The following is a 21484-nucleotide window of genomic DNA, read 5'->3' as shown; positions in this document are numbered from 1 at the left end:
GCATGACGTGGGGGGCCTTTGTCATGACTGACTGCACCGCAGCGAAGCAAGGGCCGGGAAGGCATGACGTGGGGGGCACAGCATGAAATCGATGATCCTGGCGCATGCCCAGGACCCTTCGCTGCAGACGTTCGAGAACGACGTCTGGTGGATCACGCTGATCAAGCTGCTCGCGGTCTTCGTGCTCCTGCTGCTGTTGACGCTTTTCACGATCGTCTACGAGCGCAAGGTCGTGGCCCGGATGGCGGTCCGGCCCGGCCCCAACCAGGTCGGTCCGGGCGGCTGGTTGCAGAGCCTCATGGACGGCATGAAGCTGCCGTTCAAGGAGGAGATCATCCCGAAGACCGCCGACAAGGTGGTCTACTTCATCGCTCCGGTGATCTCCTGTACGACCGCGTTCACCGCGTTCTCGGTGATCCCGTTCGGCGGCGTGGTGAGCGTGTTCGGTCACAAGACCGCGCTGCAGCTCACCGACGTGCCGGTCTCGGTGCTCGTGCTGCTGGCCTGCTCCTCGATGAGCGTTTACGGCGTAGTGCTGGCCGGCTGGGCGTCCGGTTCGACCTACCCGCTGCTGGGTGGTCTCCGGTCCAGCGCGCAGATGATTTCGTACGAGGTCGCGATGGGTCTCTCGATCGTCGCGGTCTTCATGACCGCCGGCACGATGAGCACCTCACAGATCGTCAAGGCCCAGGCCGAGGGCAACCCGTTCCACCTGTTCGGCATGGAGCTCACCACGCCGAGCTGGTACGCGGTGCTGCTCTTCCCGAGCTTCATCATCTACATGATCGCGGCGGTCGGTGAGACCAACCGGGCGCCGTTCGACCTCCCCGAGGCCGAGTCCGAGCTGGTCGGCGGTTTCCAGACGGAATACTCGTCGTTCAAGTTCGCGATGTTCTATCTCGCCGAGTACATCAACATGATCACTGTCTCGGCGTTTTGTACCACCCTCTTCCTCGGTGGGTGGCGTGCACCATGGCCGATCACCGCGGTCTGGCACGGCGCCAACGCCGGCTGGTTCGGGCTGATCTGGTTCTTCGTCAAGATCCTGATCTTCCTGTTCGGCTTCATCTGGCTGCGGGCGACGCTGCCCCGCATGCGCTACGACCAGTTCATGCGCTTCGGATGGAAGGTCCTCATCCCGGTCAGCCTGGTGTGGATCCTCTTCCTGTCCTACGTGAAGGTCGCGAACAACGAGATGTCCGATCGGGCCAAGTGGCTCAGCATCGGCGGTCTCGTGGTCGTCGTCCTGCTGGTGGCCATGTTCTGGCCCAGCCCCAAGAAGGAACGCCAGCTCTCCCTCGAGGAGCAGCTCGCCTCCCGGCCACCGGGCAGCTTCCCCGTGCCCCCGCTGGATCTGCAGGTACCCCCGAGCCCGCGGGCCCGCCGCGCGGTGGCCGAACGCACCCCCGCCACTGTCGGCGGCGATTCCGAAAACAAGGAGGTGTGACGTGGGGACATTCACCGGCTCTTTCAAGGGCTTCGGGGTGACCTTCGCGCACATGTTCCGCAAGGTCGTCACGACCGACTATCCGTTCTCGCCGCCGATGCCGGCGCCGCGCTATCACGGCCGGCACATCCTCAACCGGCACCCGGACGGCCTGGAGAAGTGCATCGGCTGCGAGCTGTGCGCCTGGGCCTGCCCGGCCGACGCGATCTACGTCGAGGGCGGGGACAACACCGACGAGCAGCGCTTCTCGCCCGGTGAGCGGTACGCGAGCATCTACCAGATCAACTACGCTCGCTGCATCTTCTGCGGCCTGTGCATCGAAGCCTGCCCGACCCGTTCGCTGACCATGAGCAACGAGTACGAGCTGGCCCGCGACAGCCGGCAGGACCTGATCTTTACGAAGGAAGACCTGCTGATGCCGCTGCTGCCGGGCATGGAGCAGCCGCCGCACCCGATGCGCCTGGGCGACACCGACAAGGACTACTACCTCGGTGCGCTGACCAACCCGGGCACGTCGAAGGGCGCCGAGCGAGCGCCTTGGGCGACCAACGACGTCACCGACGGTTCCGGCGATGCCGCGAAGGAGACCGTCTGATGAACCACGTCTCCACCGCTGAGGCGGTCGGCTTCTGGATCCTCGCCACGATCGCCGTGGTCGGCGCCCTCGGCATGGTGATCGCCCGCAACGCGATCCACTCCGCGCTCTGGCTCGTCCAGACGATGCTCTCGCTGGGCTTCATCTACGTGATCAACGCGGCGCCGTTCCTCGGCGCGGTGCAGATCATCGTCTACACCGGCGCGATCATGATGCTGTTCCTGTTCGTGATCATGCTGGTCGGCCGGGATGCCTCCGACTCGCTGATCGAGACGCTCCGCGGCCAGCGGATCGCGGCGGTCGTGCTCGGCGTCGGCTTCGCCATCCTGGTCGGGACGGGCCTGGCGCGGGCGCTCGGCGACACTCCGGTCGTCGGCCTGACCGAGGCCAACAAGGCCTCCGGTGGCAACGTGCAGGGCTTGGCGGCCCTGCTGTTCACCCGCTACGTCTTCGCGTTCGAGGTCACCTCGGCCCTGCTGATCACGGCGGCTGTCGGCGCGATGGTGCTGGCCCACGTCGAGCAGGCACAGGGCGAGAAGATCAACCAGATCGTGCGGATGACCCAGCGTTTCCGCCCGGGCAACTACCCGGGTGCGAAGGCGGGCCCGGGCGTCTACGCCAACACCATGTCGGTGGCGGCGCCGGGCCGGCTGCCGGACGGCAACGGGTCGGAGCGCACGATCTCGCCGATCCTGCCCGTGCGTGAGCTGACTGCCCAAGAGGCGGCTCCGAAGGGAACCGAGAAGTGACTCCCGACTACTACCTCGTCCTTGCGGCGATCCTGTTCACCATCGGCGCAGCCGGGGTGCTCATCCGCCGCAACGCGATCGTGTTGTTCATGTGCATCGAGCTCATGCTCAACGCCGCGAACCTGGCGTTCATCACCTTCAGCCGCATCAACGGCGGCCTCGACGGCCAGATCATCTCGTTCTTCGTGATGGTCGTTGCGGCAGCCGAGGTCGTGGTGGGCCTCGCCATCATCATGTCGATCTTCCGGACTCGTCGCTCCGCGAGCGTCGACGACGCGAACCTCCTCAAGTACTAAAGGGGCCTTCACGTGGAACAGTCAGTGGAGTTTGCCCAAGCGACGGGAACGTTGAGCGGAATCTGGCTATTGGTGGCCATTCCGCTCGCGAGCGCTGCCATCCTGCTCTTTCTCGGCAAACGTGCCGACAAATGGGGCCACTGGCTCGGCGTTCTCGCGGTGGCGGCCTCCTTCGTGCTTGGGCTGATTTTCTTCATCAAGCTCGGCAGTCTCGACGCGGCGCACCGCTCCGCCGAGCTGAGCATGTGGGACTTCATCGCGGTCGGAAAGTTGCACGTCGACTTCGGCCTGCTCTTCGATCCGCTGTCCGGCGTCTTCGTCCTTCTGATCACGGGTGTCGGCTCGCTGATCCACCTGTACGCGGTCGGCTACATGGAGCACGACCCGGGACGCCGCAAGTTCTTCGGCTACTTCAACCTGTTCGTCGCGGCCATGCTCCTGCTGGTCCTCGGCAACAACTACGTGATGCTGTACTTCGGCTGGGAGGGCGTGGGTCTCGCCTCGTACCTGCTGATCAGCTTCTGGTACAACCGGCCGGCCGCGGCCACCGCCGGTAAGAAGGCGTTCCTGATGAACCGGGTCGGCGACACCGGCCTGGCGATCGCCATCTTCCTGATGTTCTCGACGCTCGGCAGCACTCAATTCTCGGACGTCTTCAACGGGGTCAGCGCGCTGTCCGGCACCACGGTGCTGATCCTCGGCCTGCTGCTGCTGCTCGGCGCCGCCGGTAAGTCCGGTCAGTTCCCGCTGCAGGCCTGGTTGCCGGACGCGATGGAGGGCCCGACCCCGGTCTCCGCCCTCATCCACGCCGCGACCATGGTGACCGCGGGCGTCTACCTGATCGCCCGCTCCAACCACATCTTCTCGGCCAACCACGCGCTGCAGACGATCGTGGTCAGCGTCGGTGCGTTCACCCTGCTGATGGGCTGCATCATCGGCTCGGCGAAGGACGGCATCAAGCGGGTCCTGGCCTGGTCGACGGTCAGCCAGATCGGCTACATGTTCCTCGGCGTCGGGCTCGGCGGCGGGGCGTACGCCCTGGCGATCATCCACCTGCTGGCGCACGGCTTCTTCAAGGCCAACATGTTCCTCGGCGCCGGCTCGGTCATGCACGGCATGCATGACGAGGAAGACATCCGCCGGTTCGGTGGCCTGCACAAGCACATGAGGTGGACCTGGCTCACCTTCATGATGGGCTGGCTCGCGATCATCGGTATCCCGCCGCTGTCCGGCTTCTTCTCCAAGGACCCGATCATCGAGGCCGCCTACTCCCGCGGTGACTGGACGTCCTGGCTGTTCGGCACGGCCGCGCTGCTCGGCGCCGGACTGACCGCGTTCTACATGACGCGGCTGTTCGTGCTGACGTTCCACGGGCCGGAGCGCTACACCGAGCAGAACAAGCACCCGCACGAGTCGCCGTTCATCATGACCGTGCCGCTGATGCTCCTGGCGCTCGGCTCGATCGTGGTCGGCTTCCTGATCAGCCGGCACTCGGCGATCCCGGAGTGGCTCGCGCCGGTCACCGGTGAGGGCGAGCACGACCCGGTCATGAACAAGTACCTGATCTCGATCCTGGTGCTGGTCGTGTCGGTCGCCGGCGCCGGCCTCGCCTGGGCGCTGTTCAGCAAGGGCACCGCCCTGCAGGAGCAACCGGCCGGAGCGGTCGTCACCGCCGCGCGGCGCAACCTCTACACCGACGCGTTCAACGAGGCGGTGTTCGAGCGCCCCGGTATCTACCTGACCCGCGCTCTGGTCTACCTCGACAACAAGGGCATCGACGGTCTGGTCAACGGTATTGCGGCCGGCGTCGGTGGCGGCTCCGGACGACTACGGAGACTGCAGACCGGATTCGTTCGCTCGTACGCCCTCTCCATGCTCACTGGTGCCGTGCTCGTGGTCGGCGCCTTCCTTGCAATCCAGCTGGGGTGGTTGGCGTGAGTGACTTTCCCTTTCTCTCCATCCTGACCCTGCTCCCGCTGGTGGGCGCGGTCGTGGTGGCGGCGATTCCGCGACGCAAGTCGGAACTCGCCAAGACCGTCGCGCTGGCCTGGTCGCTCGTCGTGCTGGTGCTCAGCATCTTCATGTGGATCGCCTTCAAGGTCGGCGGGGACCGCTTCCAGTTCCACGAGTCGTACCAGTGGATCCCCTCGTGGGACGCCCGCTTCACGTTCGCCGCCGACGGCATCGCGCTGGTCATGCTGATGCTGATCGCGGTGCTCACACCGGTCGTGATCCTCGCGTCCTGGCACGACGTGGACGGCGACGACAAGCGCTCGGCGCCGGTCTACTTCGCCCTGCTGCTGGCGTTCGAGTTCACCATGATCGGCGTCTTCGCCGCCGCCGACATCTTCCTGTTCTACGTGTTCTTCGAGGTCATGCTGATCCCGATGTACTTCATCATCGGATCGTTCGGCGGGGCCCGGCGGCAGTACGCGGCGGTCAAGTTCTTCCTCTACAGCCTGGTCGGCGGCCTGTTCATGCTGGCCTCGGTGATCGGGCTGTGGGTGGTCGGCGGGCACACCTTCGACTTCACGCACCTGCTCCAGTCGGTCTCCTCGATCGACCAGAACACCTCGCGCTGGCTGTTCCTCGGCTTCTTCGTGGCCTTCGCGATCAAGGCGCCGTTCTTCCCGTTCCACACCTGGCTGCCGGACGCCGGTGGCGCCGCGCCCGCCGGTGCGGCCGCGCTGCTCGTCGGCGTGATGGACAAGGTCGGCACGTTCGGCATCCTGCGCTACTGCCTCCCGCTGTTCCCGGAGGCGTCCCGCTGGTTCGCGCCGGCCGCGCTGGTCCTGGCGGTCATCGGCATCCTCTACGCGGCGCTGCTGGCGATCGGGCAGAACGACCTGAAGCGCCTGGTGTCGTACACGTCGATCGCGCACTTCGGTTTCATCGGCATCGGCATCTTCGCCTTCACCACGCAGGGTGGCACCGGCTCGGTGCTCTACATGGTCAACCACGGTCTGGCCACCGGCCTGCTGTTCATCGTGGTCGGTATGTACGTGGCCCGGCGCGGCTCCAGCCTGGTCAGCGACTTCGGTGGGGCGGGCAAGCTCACGCCGGTCCTGGCTGGGGTGCTGTTCTTCGCCGGTCTCGCCTCGCTGGCCCTGCCCGGGACGGCGCCGTTCGTCAGCGAGTTCCTGGTGCTGATCGGCACGTTCACGGTGCACAAGGCGTACGCCGTGATCGCGACAGTGGGCATCGTGCTGGCCGCCGCGTACGTCCTCTGGATGGTGCAGCGCACTACCCAGGGCACGCTCAACCCGGCTCTCGAAAAGGTGCCGGCCATGCGCAAGGACATCACGCTGCGGGAGAAGGTCGTGGTCGCGCCACTGATCCTGCTGCTCCTGCTGCTCGGCTTCTATCCGAAGCCGGTTACGGATGTGATCAACCCGGCGGTCGAGGCGACCATGCAGGACGTCGGGACGACCGATCCGGGACCGACGGCGGTCACTGCTAACGGAGGGGTGGCTCGCTAGCCATGGCAGACCTCAAACTTCCCACGATCGACTACGGCGCGCTCTCGCCCATGTTGATCCTCTTCGGGGTCGCCTGCGTCGGCATCCTGGTGGAGGCGCTCGTTCCGCGCCGATCCCGGCACGCCGTACAGCTGGGGCTGTCGTTCATCGCGATCGTGGCGTCGTTCGTCGCCGTGGTCGTCGAGCACGGCACCCGGAAGATCACCATCGGCGGCGCGGTCGCGGTCGACGGGCCCACCCTGTTCCTGCAGGGCTCCATCCTGGCGCTCGGCGCCGTCTCGCTGATGTTGATCGGCGAGCGGACGGTGGAGAAGGGCGGCGCGTTCGTCTCCCAGGCGGCGATCACGGTCGGCTCGCAGAAGGACCTGCGGCAGGCCGGCGACCAGCCGGGCGCGACCGAGGTCTACCCGCTGACGCTGTTCGCGCTCGGCGGCATGCTGCTGTTCGTGTCGGCGAACGACCTGCTGACCATGTTCGTGGCGCTCGAGGTCTTCTCGCTGCCGCTCTACCTGCTGTGTGCGCTCGCCCGCCGGCGTCGCCTGCTCAGCCAGGAGGCCGCGCTCAAGTACTTCCTGCTCGGTTCGTACGCGTCGGCGTTCTTCCTGTTCGGGGTGGCCCTGATCTACGGCTTCTCGGGCAGCATCAAGCTCGGCGACGTGCACACCGCGGTCGCCAACCCGCAGCGCAGTGAGGTCCTGCTCTACGCCGGCCTGGCGCTCGTCGCGATCGGCCTGCTCTTCAAGGCCGCGCTGGCGCCGTTCCACGTGTGGACGCCGGACGTTTACCAGGGTGCGCCCACGCCGATCACCGCGCTGATGGCGGCCTGCACCAAGGTCGCCGCGTTCGGCGCCCTGCTCCGGGTGCTGTACGTGTCGTTCGAGGGCGTCCGCTGGGACTTCCAGCCGGTCCTCGGCGTGATCGCGGTGCTGACCATGCTGGTCGGCGCCGTTCTCGCGGTGACCCAGACCGACATGAAGCGGCTGCTCGCCTACTCCTCCGTCGCGAACGCCGGCTACCTCCTGGTGGGTGCCCTGGCGCTCAACAAGGAGGGTCTGAGCAGCACGATGTTCTACCTGGTGGCGTACGGCTTCTCGGTCCTCGCCGCATTCGGCATCATCACGCTGGTCCGCGACGCGGACGGCGAAGCGACCCACCTGTCCCGCTGGGCCGGGCTGGGCCGCAAGAGCCCACTGTTCGCGATGGCCTTCTCGTTCATCCTGCTGGCCTTCGCCGGTATCCCGCTGACCAGTGGTTTCACCGCCAAGTTCGCGGTCTTCGGGGCGGCCGTCGAGGGCGGCCAGACCTGGCTGGTCATCTTCGGTGTCATCTCGAGCATGCTGATCGCCTTCCCGTACCTGCGGGTCGTCGTGCTGCTCTGGCTGAACGAGCCGGGCGAGTCCACCCCGACGGTCTCGATCCCCGGCTTCATGACGGCCGCGGCGCTGACGATCGGCGTGCTCGCCACCTTCGCCCTCGGCGTAGCCCCGGCCCCGCTGATCGACCTGAGTCGCGACGCGGCCCAGTTCATCCGCTAGCTGTTCGGTTTTCGCAGCGGGCCCCGGCGTTCTCGCCGGGGCCCGCTGCGCATGGTCAGGCCACCGCTGCCGGCCGACCCGCTTGACGTGTTCACCACCACATCCGAGCCAAGACCAGGCTCGAGACCCCCGACAACCAGCCTTGTGTACGCCGAGGGCCTGCCCGAAACTGATCGCCAGCAGCTCCGGCTGGACCCCGCGCCGCGGCCAGGAAAGAGCCCGGGAGTCAGTCGCGGAAGTTTGCCGTCTTGGTGATCAACGCCAGGAATGCCGCGTGAGTCCGGGGGTCGGCGGCGGCCAGCAGGCCGCGGGAGGCGCTGTGCAAGGGTTCGCCGGAGAGGTCGGTCACCACGCAGCCGGCGGCGCGGCACAGGGCGATGCCGGCGGCCGAGTGGACGGTCCAATCGCGGTGGCCGTCGGAGAGATAGCCGGCTCGACGGCCGGCGGCCACCCACGCCAGCGGCAGGGTCGTGGAGAGCACGCGCGGGCTGAACGCCGTGCCGAACTCGGGATCGGCCAGCAGGTTCACCGCGCGGAAGCCGGGCGCGCTCGGGAACGGCGGGTCGAGGTTGAGGTCGACCAGGCGGGATCCGCCGGACGGCAGCAGCGGCTCGTCGCGGCCGCCGTGGCGGCGGAAGGCCCCGGCGCCGCCGGTCCAGAAGACCTCCTCGCCGAACGGGTCGGCGCTGGCCGCGGCCAGGATGTCCGGGCCGCTGCGCAGGGCCACGTTGACCGCGACCATCGTGGTGCGGGCGGCGAAGTTCAGCGTTCCGCACAGCGGGTCGACCAGCCAGGTGCGCTCGCCCGAGCCGGTCCGGCCGGACTCCTCGCCGAGCACGGCGTCGGCGGGGCGGCCGGCCCGCAGGACCTCGAGGATCGCCTTCTCCGCCTCGATGTCGGCCTCGGTGGCGAAGTCGCCGGCACCCTTGTCCACCCGGGACAGCTGTTGCCCGAAACGGGCGCGCACGACGGTGGCTCCGGCTCCGGCCGCGGCGATGGCCAGCTCATGATCTTCGATCGACATGATCGCAGCGTAGGCGGTGGCCGGAAGTGATCGGGGCGGGCCGAAACCCGGCGGGCCCGCCCGGCGGCCGGTCGCGGAGGGTGACCCGCGACTCAGCCGGGCGGTGCGGACGGGGCCGGTCCACGCCGTACCGAAAAAAGTTTTTGATCTTGTGCCCCCTGATCCCGGAAGGGTCGGACCCATATGGCATCGTGAAAGCGTGGTAAGCACCGGTGATATGACGCTGTCATCGCTTGGCCTCGACGTCGACCCTGCGGTCGATGCGTCGGTCACGGCGACGATGGCCGCTGTGGAGGAGGCGCTTCGGGCCAACGTGGCCAGCGCCGATCCGCTGGTGGCCGAGGCTGCGCGGCATCTCGCCGATGCCGGCGGGAAACGCTTCCGGCCGCTGTTGGTGGCGTTGGGCGCGCAGTTCGGCAACCCCGAGGCGGCCGACATCGTGGCGGCGGCAAATGTGGTGGAGTTGACCCACCTTGCCACGCTTTATCACGACGACGTCATGGATGAGGCGCCGGTCCGCCGGGGTGCGCCGAGTGCCAATTCCCGCTGGGGCAACTCGGTGGCGATCCTGGTCGGCGACTACCTGTTCGCCTGCGCGTCAGACATCGCCGCCTCGCTCGGCCCGGAGGCCGTCCGATTGCAGGCGCGCACGTTCTCGCGGCTGGTGCACGGCCAGATCGCCGAGACGGTCGGCGCGCGCGGGATGGACCCGATCGAGCACTACCTGCATGTCATCACGGAAAAGACGGCGTCGCTGATCGCGACGTCGGCGCGGTTCGGCGGCCTGTTCTCGGGCGCGGCGCCGGAGATGGTCGAGGCGCTCGCCGGCTATGGCGAGACGATCGGCATCGCCTTCCAGCTCTCCGACGATCTGCTCGACATCACCTCCGAGTCGGTGCAGTCGGGCAAGACGCCGGGCACCGACCTGCGCGAGGGCGTGCCGACGCTGCCGGTGCTCTATGCGCTGGCCGACGACGACAACGCCGATGCGTCCGCGGTGCGGCTGCGCGAGATCCTCGCGACCGGCCCGATCACCGACGACGACCTGCATGCCGAGGCGCTGGCGCTGCTGCGCGAGTCGGCGGCGATGAAGCGGGCGCGGGAAACGGTTCGCAACTACGCCGAGGAGGCGCGGGCGCAGTTGGCCCCGCTGCCGGCCGGCGAGGCGAAGCGCGCGATGGAGGCGCTTTGCGACTACATCGCCGACCGCACCAGCTAGTGGCGTTCTAGCAGGCGGCTGCCGAGCAGCATCAGGCCGGCCGCGGCGATCATCGCGCCCGCAGCGGTGAGCCACATGGCGGAGTAACCGGCGAAGGTGGCGACCGAGCCGAGGCCGAGCGGCCCCACGCAACCACCGGCGTAGACGCCGGTCTGGGTGATCGAGGTGGCGGCGGCCGGCGCCTGCGGGTGCAACCGGACCACGGCGAAATTCATCAGGCCGGGCCAGGCCCAGCCGAAACCGAAGCCGAGGACGACGCCGGCCACGAGCGGCACCGGGCCGGGCACAGCCAGCAGGACGAGCCCGGCGGCGCCGCAGGCGAGCAGCCCGGCGATGACACCGACCTGCCGGCCCGGTCGGCGGTCGGCCTGCCAGCCGCCGGTGATCCGGGCGGCCACGCAGACCGCGCTGCCCAGGGTGAGCGAGAGGCCGGCCGCGCCGGGTGCGATGCCGCGGACGACGGCCGAGTCGACCAGAAAGGTGCCGAGGGCGTTGGCCGACGCGGCCGCGAGCGTAGCGGCCAGCCCGACGACGACGAGCGCCCCGGTCGCCCGCTTTTCGGATCTGTCGGTCATCGGTGGCCGGGATCCCTCGCTCGGCACCGTCAGCGCGGCTACCAACGCCAGGAGACCGGCCAGGACGAAGGCCCACCGCCAGCCGACGGTCAGAGCCACCACCGGCACGGCCGCGCCCGCCAGCAGCGTGCTCACCGGGATTGCGGCCTGCTTCACGCCGAACGACAGGCCCTGCCGGCCGGGTGGCACGTGCCGGGACAGGCTGGTGTTGCTGGCGAGCTGCCCCATCGCGTTCGCGGCGGCGCCGAGGGCCAGGATCGCGATGAGACTCCGCAGTGCATTCGCGGCCGCCGCGATGCCGAGGAGCGACGTCGCGGCGAGCGCGATGCCGAGCCGGGAGATCCGGGCGGCGCCGAAGCGTTCGACCAGCCAACCGGCCGGGATCGAGGCGAGCGCGCTGGCGCCGAAGTAGGCCGAGACGGCCAGCCCGAGGCCGGCCGGGGAGAAGTTGAGCTCGTCGCCGATCTGCACGGCGAGACCGCCGACCAGGAACACCGGGATGGAGACCGCGATCGTCGTGGTGAGCGCGCCGGTCACCGCGCGCAACGGTTTCACGACGTTCACGCTGGTCGATGCGTTTCCGGCCGCGTTGATCTTGATCGAGCCCACCTCCCGCAGACTAGGCCCGCAGAATGCATCCGAGCGCGTTGAGTGCAAATGACCACACGCGTTGTGTAAATCGATCGAGATCCACATGGTTTTGGCATTCCGTCGGCGGAAGATTATTCATATGGTGTAAGTCCCTGGCGTCGGAGGTAGCTGTGCGCGACCCCCTGGCGGAGCCGTCCGATCTGATTCGGAGCGTGTCACGCGCGTTGCGCGTCCTCGAGTCGGTCGGCCGCGCCCCGCGCGGACTCACCGTGAAGCAGATAGCGCGGCGGTGCGAGTTGACCGTCGCCACGACGTACCACCTTGTCCGCACCCTGGCGTACGAGGGTTACGTGATCCGCCGAGAGGACGGCACGTACATCGTCGGTCTGGAAATTGCCGATCGGTACCGAGAGCTCGTCTCGGCGTTTCGCGGCCCGCCTGCGGTCGGCGAGGCGCTGCGTCGTGCTGCCCTCGACACCGGCTATACGCACTACCTCGGCCGCTTCGTCGGCGGCCGGATCGCGGTGACCGCGTCGGCGGAGGGCGCCCGTTCGCCGTTCGTCGACGACATGGCGCCCGGCTTCGACGAGGGCGGCCATGCCACCGCGCTCGGCAAGGCGCTGCTGGCCACCCTCACTCCCGATCAGCGGGCGCGCTACCTGCGCGACTACGGCATGCGCCAGTTCACCCCGGCCACCCTGCTCACGCCCGAAGCCCTCGAGGCCGACCTGGCGGCCGGCGAGCGACGCGGCATGCAGATCGAGATGGGTCAGTTCAAGCAGGGCCTCGCGTGTGCGGCCGTGCTGGTGGTCGCCGACCGTGACATCGAGCGCCGGCTGGTGCTTGCCTGCTCGCTGCCGGCGGCCGAGATGCTCACTTCGGCGCGGGTCGTGCGGGCCAAGCTCACCTCGGCCGCCCGCAGTGTCGCGGAAGCGCTCTCCGCAGGCGAGTCCGCCACAGCCTGACATGCAGGTCTAAGACTCCGTTGAACCTCCCGCAGCCCGGCCACGTAGAACACGTTGCACGCGGGAGGTCAGCGGAGGGTGGTGACAGGGTGCACTGTGAGCATGAGCACGATGACGGGGCGTATGTGTTGGGTGCCCTCTCGGCCGCCGAGCGCGCTGCCTACGAGCGCCACCTCGCGACCTGCTCGTTCTGCCGGGAAGCGGTTGCCGACATCTCGGCGCTGCCCGATCTGCTCAACCGCCTGGACGCCAAGGAATTCGCGAAACTTCTCGACCCGACCCTGACGGCCGGGGATCATCCGGGCGCCTCGCTGCGGGACATGGCGGCCTCGGCGGCGCCTTCCGGCGGGCGTCGCAAACGCCGGAAGACCTTTGGTGTACGCCTACTGAGCACCGCCGCAGCCGTGATCCTGGTCGGGTTGATCGGGATCGGCGTGCTGGCCTTCGCTCGGGGCGGCACACCGGCCGGCACGCCGCTCGGGCCGGCCGTCGCGATGACCCGGGTCGAGGGCGCCTCGCCGGTCACCGCCAGCGTGCGGATGGCCAGCACGGCCGGGGGCACGAAGCTCGACCTCCAGTGCGCCTACAGCGGCAGCGAGCCGTCCTCGTTCCGGCTGATCGCGTACGGGCGGGACAACGAACAGGAGCAGGTCGGCTCCTGGCAGGCAGCGCCCGGCGGCAAGTTCGAGATGGACGGGGCGACCCACTTCGGGCAGGGCAGCCTCACCCGGCTCGAGCTGGTGCGGTTCGACGGCACGCCGATGCTCGCCTACGACGTCCCCTGACTCCCTGATTCCGGGTCAGCGGGGTGGCAGTGCGGTGACCGGTTCGACGGTGGCGGCCGTCGGTCCGGTCGCCGTTCCTTTGCGGGTCTTCCGCGCCTGTCGAATGGCGTCCGTGGTGAAGATGACCAGCGCCAGCCAGACCAGGCCGAACCCGGCGAGGCGGGCCGGCGGCATCGGCTCGTGGTAGATCAGGATGCCGACGGCGAGCTGCAGGATCGGCGCCACGTACTGCAGGATGCCGATTCCGGTCATCGAGACCCGGTTGGCGGCCGCCGCGAAAAGCAGCAGGGGTACGGCGGTGGCGATCCCGGAAAGCACCATCAGCACGGTGTGCGACGTCGACACATGGCCGAACTTCGCGTCCCCGGCGGTGGTCAGCCAGGCCACGTAGACCAGCGCCGGGACGGCCAGCACCGAGGACTCGACGAACAGGCCCTCGGCGGGCGGGAGCGACAGCCGCTTCTTGACCAGGCTGTAGGTGCCGAAGCTGGCGGCCAGCAGCAGCGCGATGTAGGGCAGCCGGCCGTAGTCGACGGTCAGCACCGCGACCGCGATGCCACCCACCGCCACCGCGGCCCACTGCCAGGGCCGTAGCCGCTCGTGCTGCACGGTCACGCCGAGGAGCACCAGCAGCAGCGGGGTGATGAAGTAGCCGAGCGCAGTCTCGACGACCCGCGACGAGTTGACGCCGTAGATGTACGTGCCCCAGTTGATCGCGATGAGCACCGCGGCCAGTGAGATGCCGCCGAACAGCCGGGGCGAGCGCAGCACCCGGGTCAGGAAGCGCCAGTTGCGCATGGCGCTCAGCAGCAGGGCGACGAACACCACCGACCAGATGACCCGGTGCGCGAGGATCTCGAGCGGGGAGGCCGGGCGCAGCATCTTGAAATAGATCGGGAAGAAACCCCACATCACGTACGCCGTCAGGCCGTACAGATAGCCGCGCCGCTCCTCGCTCATGCCCACACGGTAAGGCCGTTCCATCGAAACGGTCCTTGCATATGGTTCAGCTCACGGGAGCGGCGCGGTCTTGCCGAGGATCAGTCGTCGGAGCCGTCCGGGACCAGCATGTTGAGCAGCCAGCTCACCACCCCGACGAGCAGGGCGCCGAGGACCGCGCTCGGCCAGAAGTCGGCCACGTGGAACGGCAGGTCGAACTCGCCGGCGATCCAACTGGTCAGCATGAACAGCAGGCCGTTGACGACGATCGCGATGAGGCCGAGCGTCAACACGTACAGCCCGCAGCCGACCACCTTGATGATCGGGCGGAGCACCGCGTTGACGATGCCGAAGATGGCCGCGACGACCAGCAGCGTGATGATCTTCTTGGAGACCGAATCAGTGGTCAGCTCGATCCCGCTGATCACGAGGGTCGAGATCCACAGCGAAACGGCGGTGATCACCAGCCGGATGAGGATTCCCATGGCCAGCGATGGTGCCACGATCATGCCACTGCCGGATATGGCACCACGCCGATCTTTTGCGTTACTCCCTGCTTATCTCGTCACCGGGCCGATCAGTTGGCCCTCGATCGGGGTCTGCGCCAGGGCCGCCCAGCGCACCGCGCGGCGGTTGACCACGCCGACCATGTCGGGCCGGATGCGGGTCAGCCACTGGCCCACCTCGCCGAGGCCGAGCGTGCCGGCCAGCAGCGTGGACTCCTCCGGGCGCAGCGGCTGCACGAACAGCACGTCGGCCCGGGACGCGACGTCGACGTCGGCCGCGCTGAACTCGTCACGCACCACGAGGCTGGCCTGCCAGCCCGCGCCGGGCCGGGGATCGGCGCCGACCGGGCCGACGTCGACCACGACCAGCAGCGGGTGCAGGGCCGAGCCGGGAGCGACCTCGATCGGCCGGCCGGGTGGAACCACCGCGATCGCCTCGCCGGGCACCGCGGCGCCCCGGACGAACGGCTCCCAGGCCTGCGGGCGGGCGGTCTGCACGACCACCCGGGCGCCGAGCGCCATCGCCCGCAGCGCGACCAGCTGGGCGCAGCGGACACCGCCGATCAGCAGCGCGCGGGTCTGCTCGGGGCGGAACAGCCGGACCACCACCGGGTTGCCGTGCCGGTTGCGGCCGAGCATCAGGCCGGACGTGCCGACCGGCAGGTTGAGCCCGTCGGTCTTCTCGGCCGGGTAGACGCCGTCGGGCGGCAGGCCGGGCACGATCGTGGGCTCGCCGCTGCCGAGTGGCAGGGTGGCGGCCAGGCCGGCCAGGTGTTCGCCGTCGAGCCGGCGGACGTGCGCGTGCTCGGCGGCGACCACCTTGCGCAGCGCCTGCCCGGCAATGCCCAGCGAGGTCGGCTCGGGCGCGGCCAGCCGGACGGTCAGGTCGACCGGGGTGGGCCCGGCGGCCGGGCGCGGACCGGCGGTCAGTGACACCGTGGTGGCCGCGGCGGGGAGGGTGAGCATCCGCGTCACCAGCCGGCGGGACGTCTCGACCCGCATGTCGGGCCAGCGGACCAGCCGGAACGTGGTCTGCGCCAGGCCGCCGACCCGCAGACCGGGCCAGGTCTCCTGGGCCGGGCCGGCGCCCTCGTCGTGCGCCAGCTCGGTCAGCACCCGAAGCGCCGCGGCCTCGCCGAGCGGCCGGGCCGGCATCGCCGAAAGTCGCCGGGTGAGCTTGCGGACCAGGCCGGAGAGCGCGCGCAACAGCTCCTCGTCGGCCCAGCCCTCGGCCCGCAGCACCCGCACGGCCAGCAGCGCGCGGCTGTGCCCGAGCAGGCGGCCCTCGGTGAGCTGGCGATAGGAGTTGGCCGGGGTGCCGGAGCCGGCTCGCAGCGACGGCGCCGGGGTGCCGGCCAGCAGCAACTGGATGACGACCGGCGGATGGTCGGCGCCGGCCGCCGGAAGGAGCGAGGCCGGGGAGGGCAGCTCGGCCGCCTCCTCGGCGAGCAGGCCGGCCGGGTCGCCCAGCTCGAGCACGGCGGTGAGGCCGAGCCCGTTGACGATCACGGCGGCCGGGTCGCCGGCCATCTCGACCTGCTCCACTCTGGAGCCGGGCGCGACGAACTCGAGCAGAGCCGCCGGCGCGGGGTCGGCCGGTGCGGTGTGCCGCCGGCTGCCGAAGCGGATCGCGACACCGATCCACTGGAAGACCCAGCGGCCACGCATCCGCAGCCAGGTCAGCGCCAGGATCGCCAGCGCCAGCACGGCCCCGGCGGCCAGGGCGACCGGGCCGTTGATCGCGCCGATCAGCAGCGCCACCAGGGCGACCTGGGTGCCGACCAGTTGAGTCGCGCGAACGCCGAGCAACCGTCCACCCCGGACCGGCCTGGTCTTGACCTTGGGTAACGGCTTCCCCCGGCCGGAGAGATCGCGGTAGTCCCGGCCGTCCGCCACTCCCACCGTCACTGCGCCCACCGGTCCTTCCCCGTGTTCCACCTCGTGCGGGGCCCATCGTATGGCTTCGCGGGCCGCCGCAGGGGGTGCGAGGTTATCCACAGGTCCCGATGACGGGGTATCGCAGATTGACCCGGGTCGCTACCGTCAGCAACAGACAGAAGGCAACAGGCGGCCCATCGCGGCCTGCCGCCTCGGTTGGGCGGCCGGGCTAACGTGGTGGTCCATGTCGATGCAACGGACCCTATGAGGGCTCCCGGCGTTTCGGCAACCGAACAAGAAAGCGGGGTGAAGTCCGGGTGGCCGGACAGACGCAAGCTCAAGCGCACGAGATGGCGAAGGCCGCGCAGAACTTCGACACGGTCAACCAAGAGCTCCAGACCATGCTGAGCCAGCTCATGACCGAGCTGTCGCACCTCACCAGTGCCTGGAAGGGCATGGGCGCCCAGGCGTTCGAGCAGGTCAAGGTTCAGTACGAGTCGGACCTGAAGCAGCTCAACCAGGCGCTCGCCGAGACCGCCGAGTCGATCCGTGCCTCGGGCATCAACTACGACTCGACCGACACGAGCGCCGCCAGCAAGCTGACCAGCAGCGGTGGCAGCTTCAGCCTGCCGCTCTGACGCCCGGACACGGGGAAGGAAGTAAAGATCATGGCCGGTGACGGCACACTGCTCGTCAACTTCGCCGCGCTGCAGGGCGCGAGTGGCGACATCGCAAAGGCAGTCAGCAAGCTTCAGAACTCGCTCAGCCAGCTCGAGCGCGACGGCGCGCGGCTGTCGGGGACCTGGGACGGCGAGGCCAAGCAGGCCTACGCAGCCCGGCAGACCAAGTGGCAGAACGCCTCGCAGGACCTGCAGCAGATCCTGTCGAACATCAAGAAGGCGGTCGACGAGTCCGCCCAGGATTACATCCACACCGAGAAGCAGGCGACCAACCGGTTCTCGTAAGGCCCTGCTCGACGGCGAAACGGTCGGACCAGCCCACGCGGCTGCGCCGACCGTTTCCGTTTAGTCCGTTCTTACGTGTTTGATGTCCCCCGATCGCGTACTGGCCAAATTGACCACCGGGACTACGATCAGTGCTTAAATGATCGCGCCCAGCGACCGATTTGCGCTGCCGGACCGCTTCGGGTGTCATACCGAGGGCGCCGTACACAACACTTATCGGTCTGCGCACCGCCGCCCATTGTGATCGCCGCCTGACCTTGTAGGTTGTACGCGTTGAGATGGCCTCGTCGCGCGGTGGGGAGAGGTGGACGTGTCCGAGTGGGAACCGGCTACGGACGCCGAGTCCGCTATGCGGGATGCGTTGCGAACGGACGACCAAGAGTCGTATTTCCGCATCCTGTCCGGGGTTGACCTATTTTTGCCGGTCTCGGCCGATGCTCTCGCGGGCCTCGCGCCGCTCGGCTGGGGCACCTGGAGCACCGGCGGCCGCACTCACGTGCTGGCCTTCACTTCGTCGGGTGCGCTGCAGTCGTGCCTGGCCGACTACACCGGCTCGGCCCGTCGCGTGGCCTACGCCGAGCTGGCCAACACCTGGCCGAACCTCGAGTGGTGGCTGGCGGTAAACCCGGGCCTGCCGATCGAGGGTTACCTTCCGGCCTGGTTCGTCGCCCAGCTGTCCCGCGGTGACCTGCGACTGCCCACCCGTGGCCCCGGCCGCGAGAAGGCGCCGTCGGCCTCGCGCATCCAAGATCTGCACTCGGCCGCGATGGCCGCCAACGCGGCCGCCGCGCAGCAGGGCGATGGCGCCGGGCCCGGTGGCCCGACCCACGAGCCGGTCGCGCTGGGGCAGAACCCGCCGGCGGCCTTCCCGCAGCAGCCCATCAGTGCCGCGCCGGCCATGGCCGGTCAGCAGCCACCGGCCGACCTGGGCCCGGTCGATCTCTCGCCGTCCGGGCTCCCGCAGCGGACCGCCGGCGCCTCGGGCGTAACGGCGGCGAACGACCCGGCGCCCAGCAGCGCTCCGCCGGCCGGCAATCCGCAGCCGAACAGCGCGCCCCCGGCCGGTTACGGCCAGCCGCCGGCCGGTTACGGCCAGCCGCCGGCCGGTTACGGCCAGCCGCCGGCCGGCTATGGCCAGCCCCCGGCGGGCTACGGCCAGCCGCCCGCCGGTTACGGCCAGGCAGCCGCCGGCTATGGCCAGCCGCCGGCCGGCTATGGCCAGCCGACCAGCGCTCCGGCCGCTGACTATCCGCAGCCCAGCAGCGCTCCGGTGGGTTATTCGCAGCCCAGCAGTGCCTCGGCCGGTTACCCGCGGCCCAGCAGTGCTCCGCCGGCGGGTTATCCGCAGCCGATCAGTGCGCCTCCGGTCATCGCGCCGGCCGCGAGTGGCGCCGGGTCCGGTGGTTCCTCGTCCGCCCTCGGCGGTCCGCCCGGATACGCGCAGGCGGCTGCCGCCAACCAGATGCCCTACTTCCCGGCCGCCGACGAGCAGCCGGCTCCGGGCGCCGATCCGCAGCCCGCTGCGTCGCCGCAACCATCGGCGGCACCGGCACCGTTCGCCGCACCGCCGGCCGCGGCCCAGCAACCCGAGAAGCCGCAGATCGGCCCAGGCGGGCTGCCGGTGCGCACGCCGAGCGGCGTGATGCCGAGCGGTCTACCGTCACGCACGCCGCCGTCCGGCCCGGTTTCCGCGGTGCCGGTGTCGGCCGGCCCGGTGTCGGCCGGCCCGGTGTCGGCCGGCCCGGTGTCGGCCGGCCCGTCGTCGGTCCCCTCGGCCTACCGCCCACCGTCCATCCCGGGCGAGCAGCCCGCGGCTGCCGACGGCGGCCGGCCCGGCTCCCGCCTCGGCGAAGCCACCCGCGGCCACCAGGACATGCGTGCCCAGCAGGATCTTCGTGGTCAGCAGGACCCGCGCGGCCAGCAGGATCTTCGTGGCCAGCAGGACCCGCGCGGCCAGCAGGATCTTCGTGGCCAGCAGGACCCGCGCGGCCAGCAGGATCTTCGTGGTCAGCAGGACCCGCGCGATCATCCGGACCCGCGTGGATCGCTGCAGAGCCCGAGTGGGCTGCCGGTGCGCACACCGATGGCGAACACCCCGCCGGTGCCCGAGCACATCGCCGGCCGCCCGCTCGACGAGCCGCCGGTCGACCCGCGCTGGGCCGGCGCCGCCGCCACTCCGCCACCCGCCCCGGCGCTTCCGGAACTGCCGCGCCGCCAGCCGTCCGCGGAATCGGGCGCCAGCGGCTTCCCGCAGGGTCCGGCGTCCCCGCAGGCCGCCGCCGCGCAGCGGTCCGGCGTGGCCGACCAGCCCGCGCCCGGCTTCGGCACTCCGCTGCCACGTCGCCAGGCGGCCTCGGCCGGCGAGCAGGCAGCGCCGATGACGTCGTTCCCGGCGTTCAAGACACCGGCCGAGCGGGCCGCGACCGCCGCGGCGCAGGGCGCTCCGGCCCGGCCCGGCATGAGCCCGCCGGTCATCCCGGGTTCGCCCGGCAGCGACCGGCCCGCCCGCTTCGACACCGAGCAGCCGCCGCTGGAGGTGCGCGGCGCCATGCCGGTGCCGCCGGTGGGCCGCCCGGTCATGTCCGGCGCGATGCCGGCGCAGAACCCGTCGGCCGAGCCGTTCGTGCCGGCCAACGAGGTCGAGCGGGACCTGTACGACGCGGCCGAGGCGGGCAGCACCGACCGGTTCCTGTCGACGCTGCTGCTGGCCACGGTGCTCGTCCCGGTCGCGAACCACTCGCGGCCCGGCAGCGCACCCGGCGAGTCCGGCTTCGCGTTCCGCACCGAAGAGATCGACGGCGAGCAGTTCCTGGTCGTCTTCACCAGCAAGGACCGGCTGGCCGAGCACTTCGCCGAGCCGACCCGCACGGTGAGCGTCCGGTTCTACGAGCTGATCCGCAACTGGCCGGACCCGTCGTGGTCGTTCGCGGTCAACCCGCGCACCCCGGTCGGCGCCCGTTACCCGGGCCCGCAGGTGATCGCGCTGGCCAGCTGGGCCGCCGAGGCCGGGCTGGGCGCCGACGGCGAGCACGACGAGCAAGACGAGCCGATCCCGGCGCCGGCCCCGGTCAACGACGACGCCCAGCACGCCACGGTCATGCAGAAGACGCTGCCGCCCGAGCAGGTCGACTATTACTTGGAGCGCGGTTACGACCGGGTGGCCGGGTTCGTGCACCGGGCCACCGAGGTCGAGCATCTGCGCACGCCGGCCGAGTTGTTCGGCGCGCTCGGGCTCACCTACGACGGTTCGCCGCACCAGTCGGAGGCCAAGGAGGCCTACGTTCTGCGCTGGCCGGCCTACCGGCCCAGCCTGTACCGGATTCCCTACGGTGGGCAGAACGAGCAGGCGCTCAAGGCGATGGACGGCTGGGTGATCGAGCGGCCGCCGTTCCGGGGCAACGGGTTTGCGCCCGGTGAGAGCCGCGACGTGGTCGCCGAGTTCAAGGTGGACAGTGTCCGCCTGCCGCACGGCGCCCAGTTGTGGCGCATCGACGCGGACGGCTCCGAGCACATGATCGCGATCTTCGACAACGACGGTCCGCAGTGGCGCCGGGTGGGTGAGCAGTGATTCGCGACGGTTACGTGGTGACCTGGCAGGGCCACGAGTTCGACGCCGTTCCGGACGGCGACGACGTGCGGATCTACAGCACCCAGCCGGCCGACGGCTTCGAGGAGATCAAGCCGGGTCGCTACGTGCGGGTGCTGACCCCCGAGGAGTACGACGAGCTGGTCTACGTGCGCACCATGTGCGTGTGGCGTGGCGCGCCGTTCCTGGTGCTCGGCGAGGCCGACAACTGGTTGCGGGTGGAATACACCGGCGGCCGCGCCCCGGTGGCCCGGCAGCTGGGCCTGGAGGAGTTCGACTACGGCGTCTACCAGTCGTGGGCGCCGGCCCACGAGGTCTCCGACCTGCACGAACAGCGCATCTAGCGGTCA

General features: G+C 69.8%; 19 protein-coding genes. 14 read left to right on the top strand and 5 right to left on the bottom strand.

Going from position 1 to position 21484, the window contains the following annotated elements; genetic code table 11:
• Positions 1-94 precede the first annotated feature (94 nt).
• The 7 genes from nuoH to nuoN are packed head-to-tail and all read left to right on the top strand — an operon-like array spanning position 95 to position 8101.
• Positions 95-1447, top strand: a complete 1353-nt coding sequence (gene nuoH, locus AB0E90_RS16450) for an NADH-quinone oxidoreductase subunit NuoH (RefSeq protein WP_360405491.1) — start codon at positions 95-97, stop codon at positions 1445-1447.
• A 1-nt stretch (position 1448) separates the two neighbouring features.
• Positions 1449-2042, top strand: coding sequence for an NADH-quinone oxidoreductase subunit NuoI (nuoI, locus tag AB0E90_RS16445; protein WP_360405226.1), 594 nt, complete (start codon positions 1449-1451; stop codon positions 2040-2042).
• On the top strand, positions 2042-2791 hold the full coding sequence (locus AB0E90_RS16440) for an NADH-quinone oxidoreductase subunit J (protein ID WP_360405223.1): 750 nt from the start codon (positions 2042-2044) through the stop codon (positions 2789-2791). Before nuoI ends, AB0E90_RS16440 begins: the two co-directional genes overlap by 1 nt.
• Entirely contained in the window at positions 2788-3087 is a 300-nt protein-coding gene (gene nuoK, locus AB0E90_RS16435; RefSeq protein ID WP_360405220.1) for an NADH-quinone oxidoreductase subunit NuoK, read from the top strand. The genes AB0E90_RS16440 and nuoK overlap by 4 nt, the downstream gene beginning before the upstream one ends.
• Positions 3088-3099: 12 nt before the next feature.
• Positions 3100-5025 carry an NADH-quinone oxidoreductase subunit L gene (gene nuoL, locus AB0E90_RS16430; protein ID WP_360405217.1) on the top strand — a complete coding sequence of 642 codons (1926 nt, stop codon included), beginning with the start codon at positions 3100-3102 and terminating at the stop codon, positions 5023-5025.
• On the top strand, positions 5022-6566 hold the full coding sequence (locus AB0E90_RS16425) for an NADH-quinone oxidoreductase subunit M (protein ID WP_360405214.1): 1545 nt from the start codon (positions 5022-5024) through the stop codon (positions 6564-6566). The genes nuoL and AB0E90_RS16425 overlap by 4 nt, the downstream gene beginning before the upstream one ends.
• A 2-nt stretch (positions 6567-6568) precedes the next feature.
• Positions 6569-8101: an NADH-quinone oxidoreductase subunit NuoN gene (gene nuoN, locus AB0E90_RS16420; RefSeq protein ID WP_360405211.1), complete on the top strand. Its 1533-nt coding sequence runs from the start codon at positions 6569-6571 to the stop codon at positions 8099-8101.
• Between the two features lie 226 nt (positions 8102-8327).
• Here nuoN and AB0E90_RS16415 read toward each other — a convergent pair whose 3' ends face one another.
• The gene (locus AB0E90_RS16415; RefSeq protein WP_360405208.1) at positions 8328-9125 is read right to left on the bottom strand and encodes an inositol monophosphatase family protein; all 798 of its coding nucleotides are present in this window, start codon (positions 9123-9125) and stop codon (positions 8328-8330) included.
• 217 nt (positions 9126-9342) lie between these two features.
• Between AB0E90_RS16415 and AB0E90_RS16410 the strand changes: the two genes are divergently transcribed.
• A complete protein-coding gene (locus tag AB0E90_RS16410) occupies positions 9343-10344 on the top strand; it encodes a polyprenyl synthetase family protein (protein WP_360405488.1) in 1002 nt (333 codons plus the stop codon).
• Here AB0E90_RS16410 and AB0E90_RS16405 read toward each other — a convergent pair.
• Positions 10341-11519 carry an MFS transporter gene (locus tag AB0E90_RS16405; protein WP_360405485.1) on the bottom strand — a complete coding sequence of 393 codons (1179 nt, stop codon included), beginning with the start codon at positions 11517-11519 and terminating at the stop codon, positions 10341-10343. The genes AB0E90_RS16410 and AB0E90_RS16405 overlap by 4 nt on opposite strands.
• 161 nt (positions 11520-11680) lie before the next feature.
• Here AB0E90_RS16405 and AB0E90_RS16400 point away from each other — a divergent pair, with 161 nt between their 5' ends.
• Together AB0E90_RS16400 and AB0E90_RS16395 are read left to right on the top strand one after the other, a co-directional pair.
• Entirely contained in the window at positions 11681-12475 is a 795-nt protein-coding gene (locus tag AB0E90_RS16400; protein WP_360405205.1) for an IclR family transcriptional regulator C-terminal domain-containing protein, read from the top strand.
• A gap of 125 nt (positions 12476-12600) precedes the next feature.
• The gene (locus AB0E90_RS16395) at positions 12601-13260 is read left to right on the top strand and encodes a hypothetical protein (protein WP_360405202.1); all 660 of its coding nucleotides are present in this window, start codon (positions 12601-12603) and stop codon (positions 13258-13260) included.
• A 15-nt stretch (positions 13261-13275) separates the two neighbouring features.
• Here AB0E90_RS16395 and rarD read toward each other — a convergent pair whose 3' ends face one another.
• From rarD to eccE, 3 genes are all read right to left on the bottom strand, one after another.
• A complete protein-coding gene (gene rarD, locus AB0E90_RS16390) occupies positions 13276-14220 on the bottom strand; it encodes an EamA family transporter RarD (RefSeq protein ID WP_360405198.1) in 945 nt (314 codons plus the stop codon).
• Between the two features lie 80 nt (positions 14221-14300).
• On the bottom strand, positions 14301-14684 hold the full coding sequence (locus AB0E90_RS16385; protein WP_360405195.1) for a phage holin family protein: 384 nt from the start codon (positions 14682-14684) through the stop codon (positions 14301-14303).
• Positions 14685-14756: 72 nt separating this feature from the next.
• Entirely contained in the window at positions 14757-16613 is a 1857-nt protein-coding gene (gene eccE / locus AB0E90_RS16380) for a type VII secretion protein EccE (RefSeq protein WP_360405192.1), read from the bottom strand.
• 287 nt (positions 16614-16900) lie between these two features.
• On the opposite strand from eccE, the gene AB0E90_RS16375 reads away from it, so the two are divergent.
• The 4 genes from AB0E90_RS16375 (at position 16901) to AB0E90_RS16360 (ending at position 21478) form a co-directional block, all read left to right on the top strand.
• Positions 16901-17221, top strand: a complete 321-nt coding sequence (locus tag AB0E90_RS16375) for a WXG100 family type VII secretion target (protein WP_360405189.1) — start codon at positions 16901-16903, stop codon at positions 17219-17221.
• Between the two features lie 30 nt (positions 17222-17251).
• Positions 17252-17548 (top strand): WXG100 family type VII secretion target, encoded by a 297-nt coding sequence (locus AB0E90_RS16370; RefSeq protein ID WP_360405186.1) that lies wholly within the window; start codon positions 17252-17254, stop codon positions 17546-17548.
• Positions 17549-17858: 310 nt separating this feature from the next.
• On the top strand, positions 17859-21116 hold the full coding sequence (locus tag AB0E90_RS16365; protein ID WP_360405183.1) for an SseB family protein: 3258 nt from the start codon (positions 17859-17861) through the stop codon (positions 21114-21116).
• Positions 21113-21478, top strand: coding sequence for a hypothetical protein (locus tag AB0E90_RS16360; RefSeq protein WP_360405180.1), 366 nt, complete (start codon positions 21113-21115; stop codon positions 21476-21478). Before AB0E90_RS16365 ends, AB0E90_RS16360 begins: the two co-directional genes overlap by 4 nt.
• Positions 21479-21484: the final 6 nt, after the last annotated feature.

The sequence above is a fragment of the Actinoplanes sp. NPDC026619 genome (assembly GCF_040638295.1).
Lineage (GTDB): Bacteria > Actinomycetota > Actinomycetes > Mycobacteriales > Micromonosporaceae > Actinoplanes.
The sequence above is the reverse complement of the archived record's forward strand: the minus strand, read 5'-3'. Positions and strand labels throughout refer to the sequence as shown.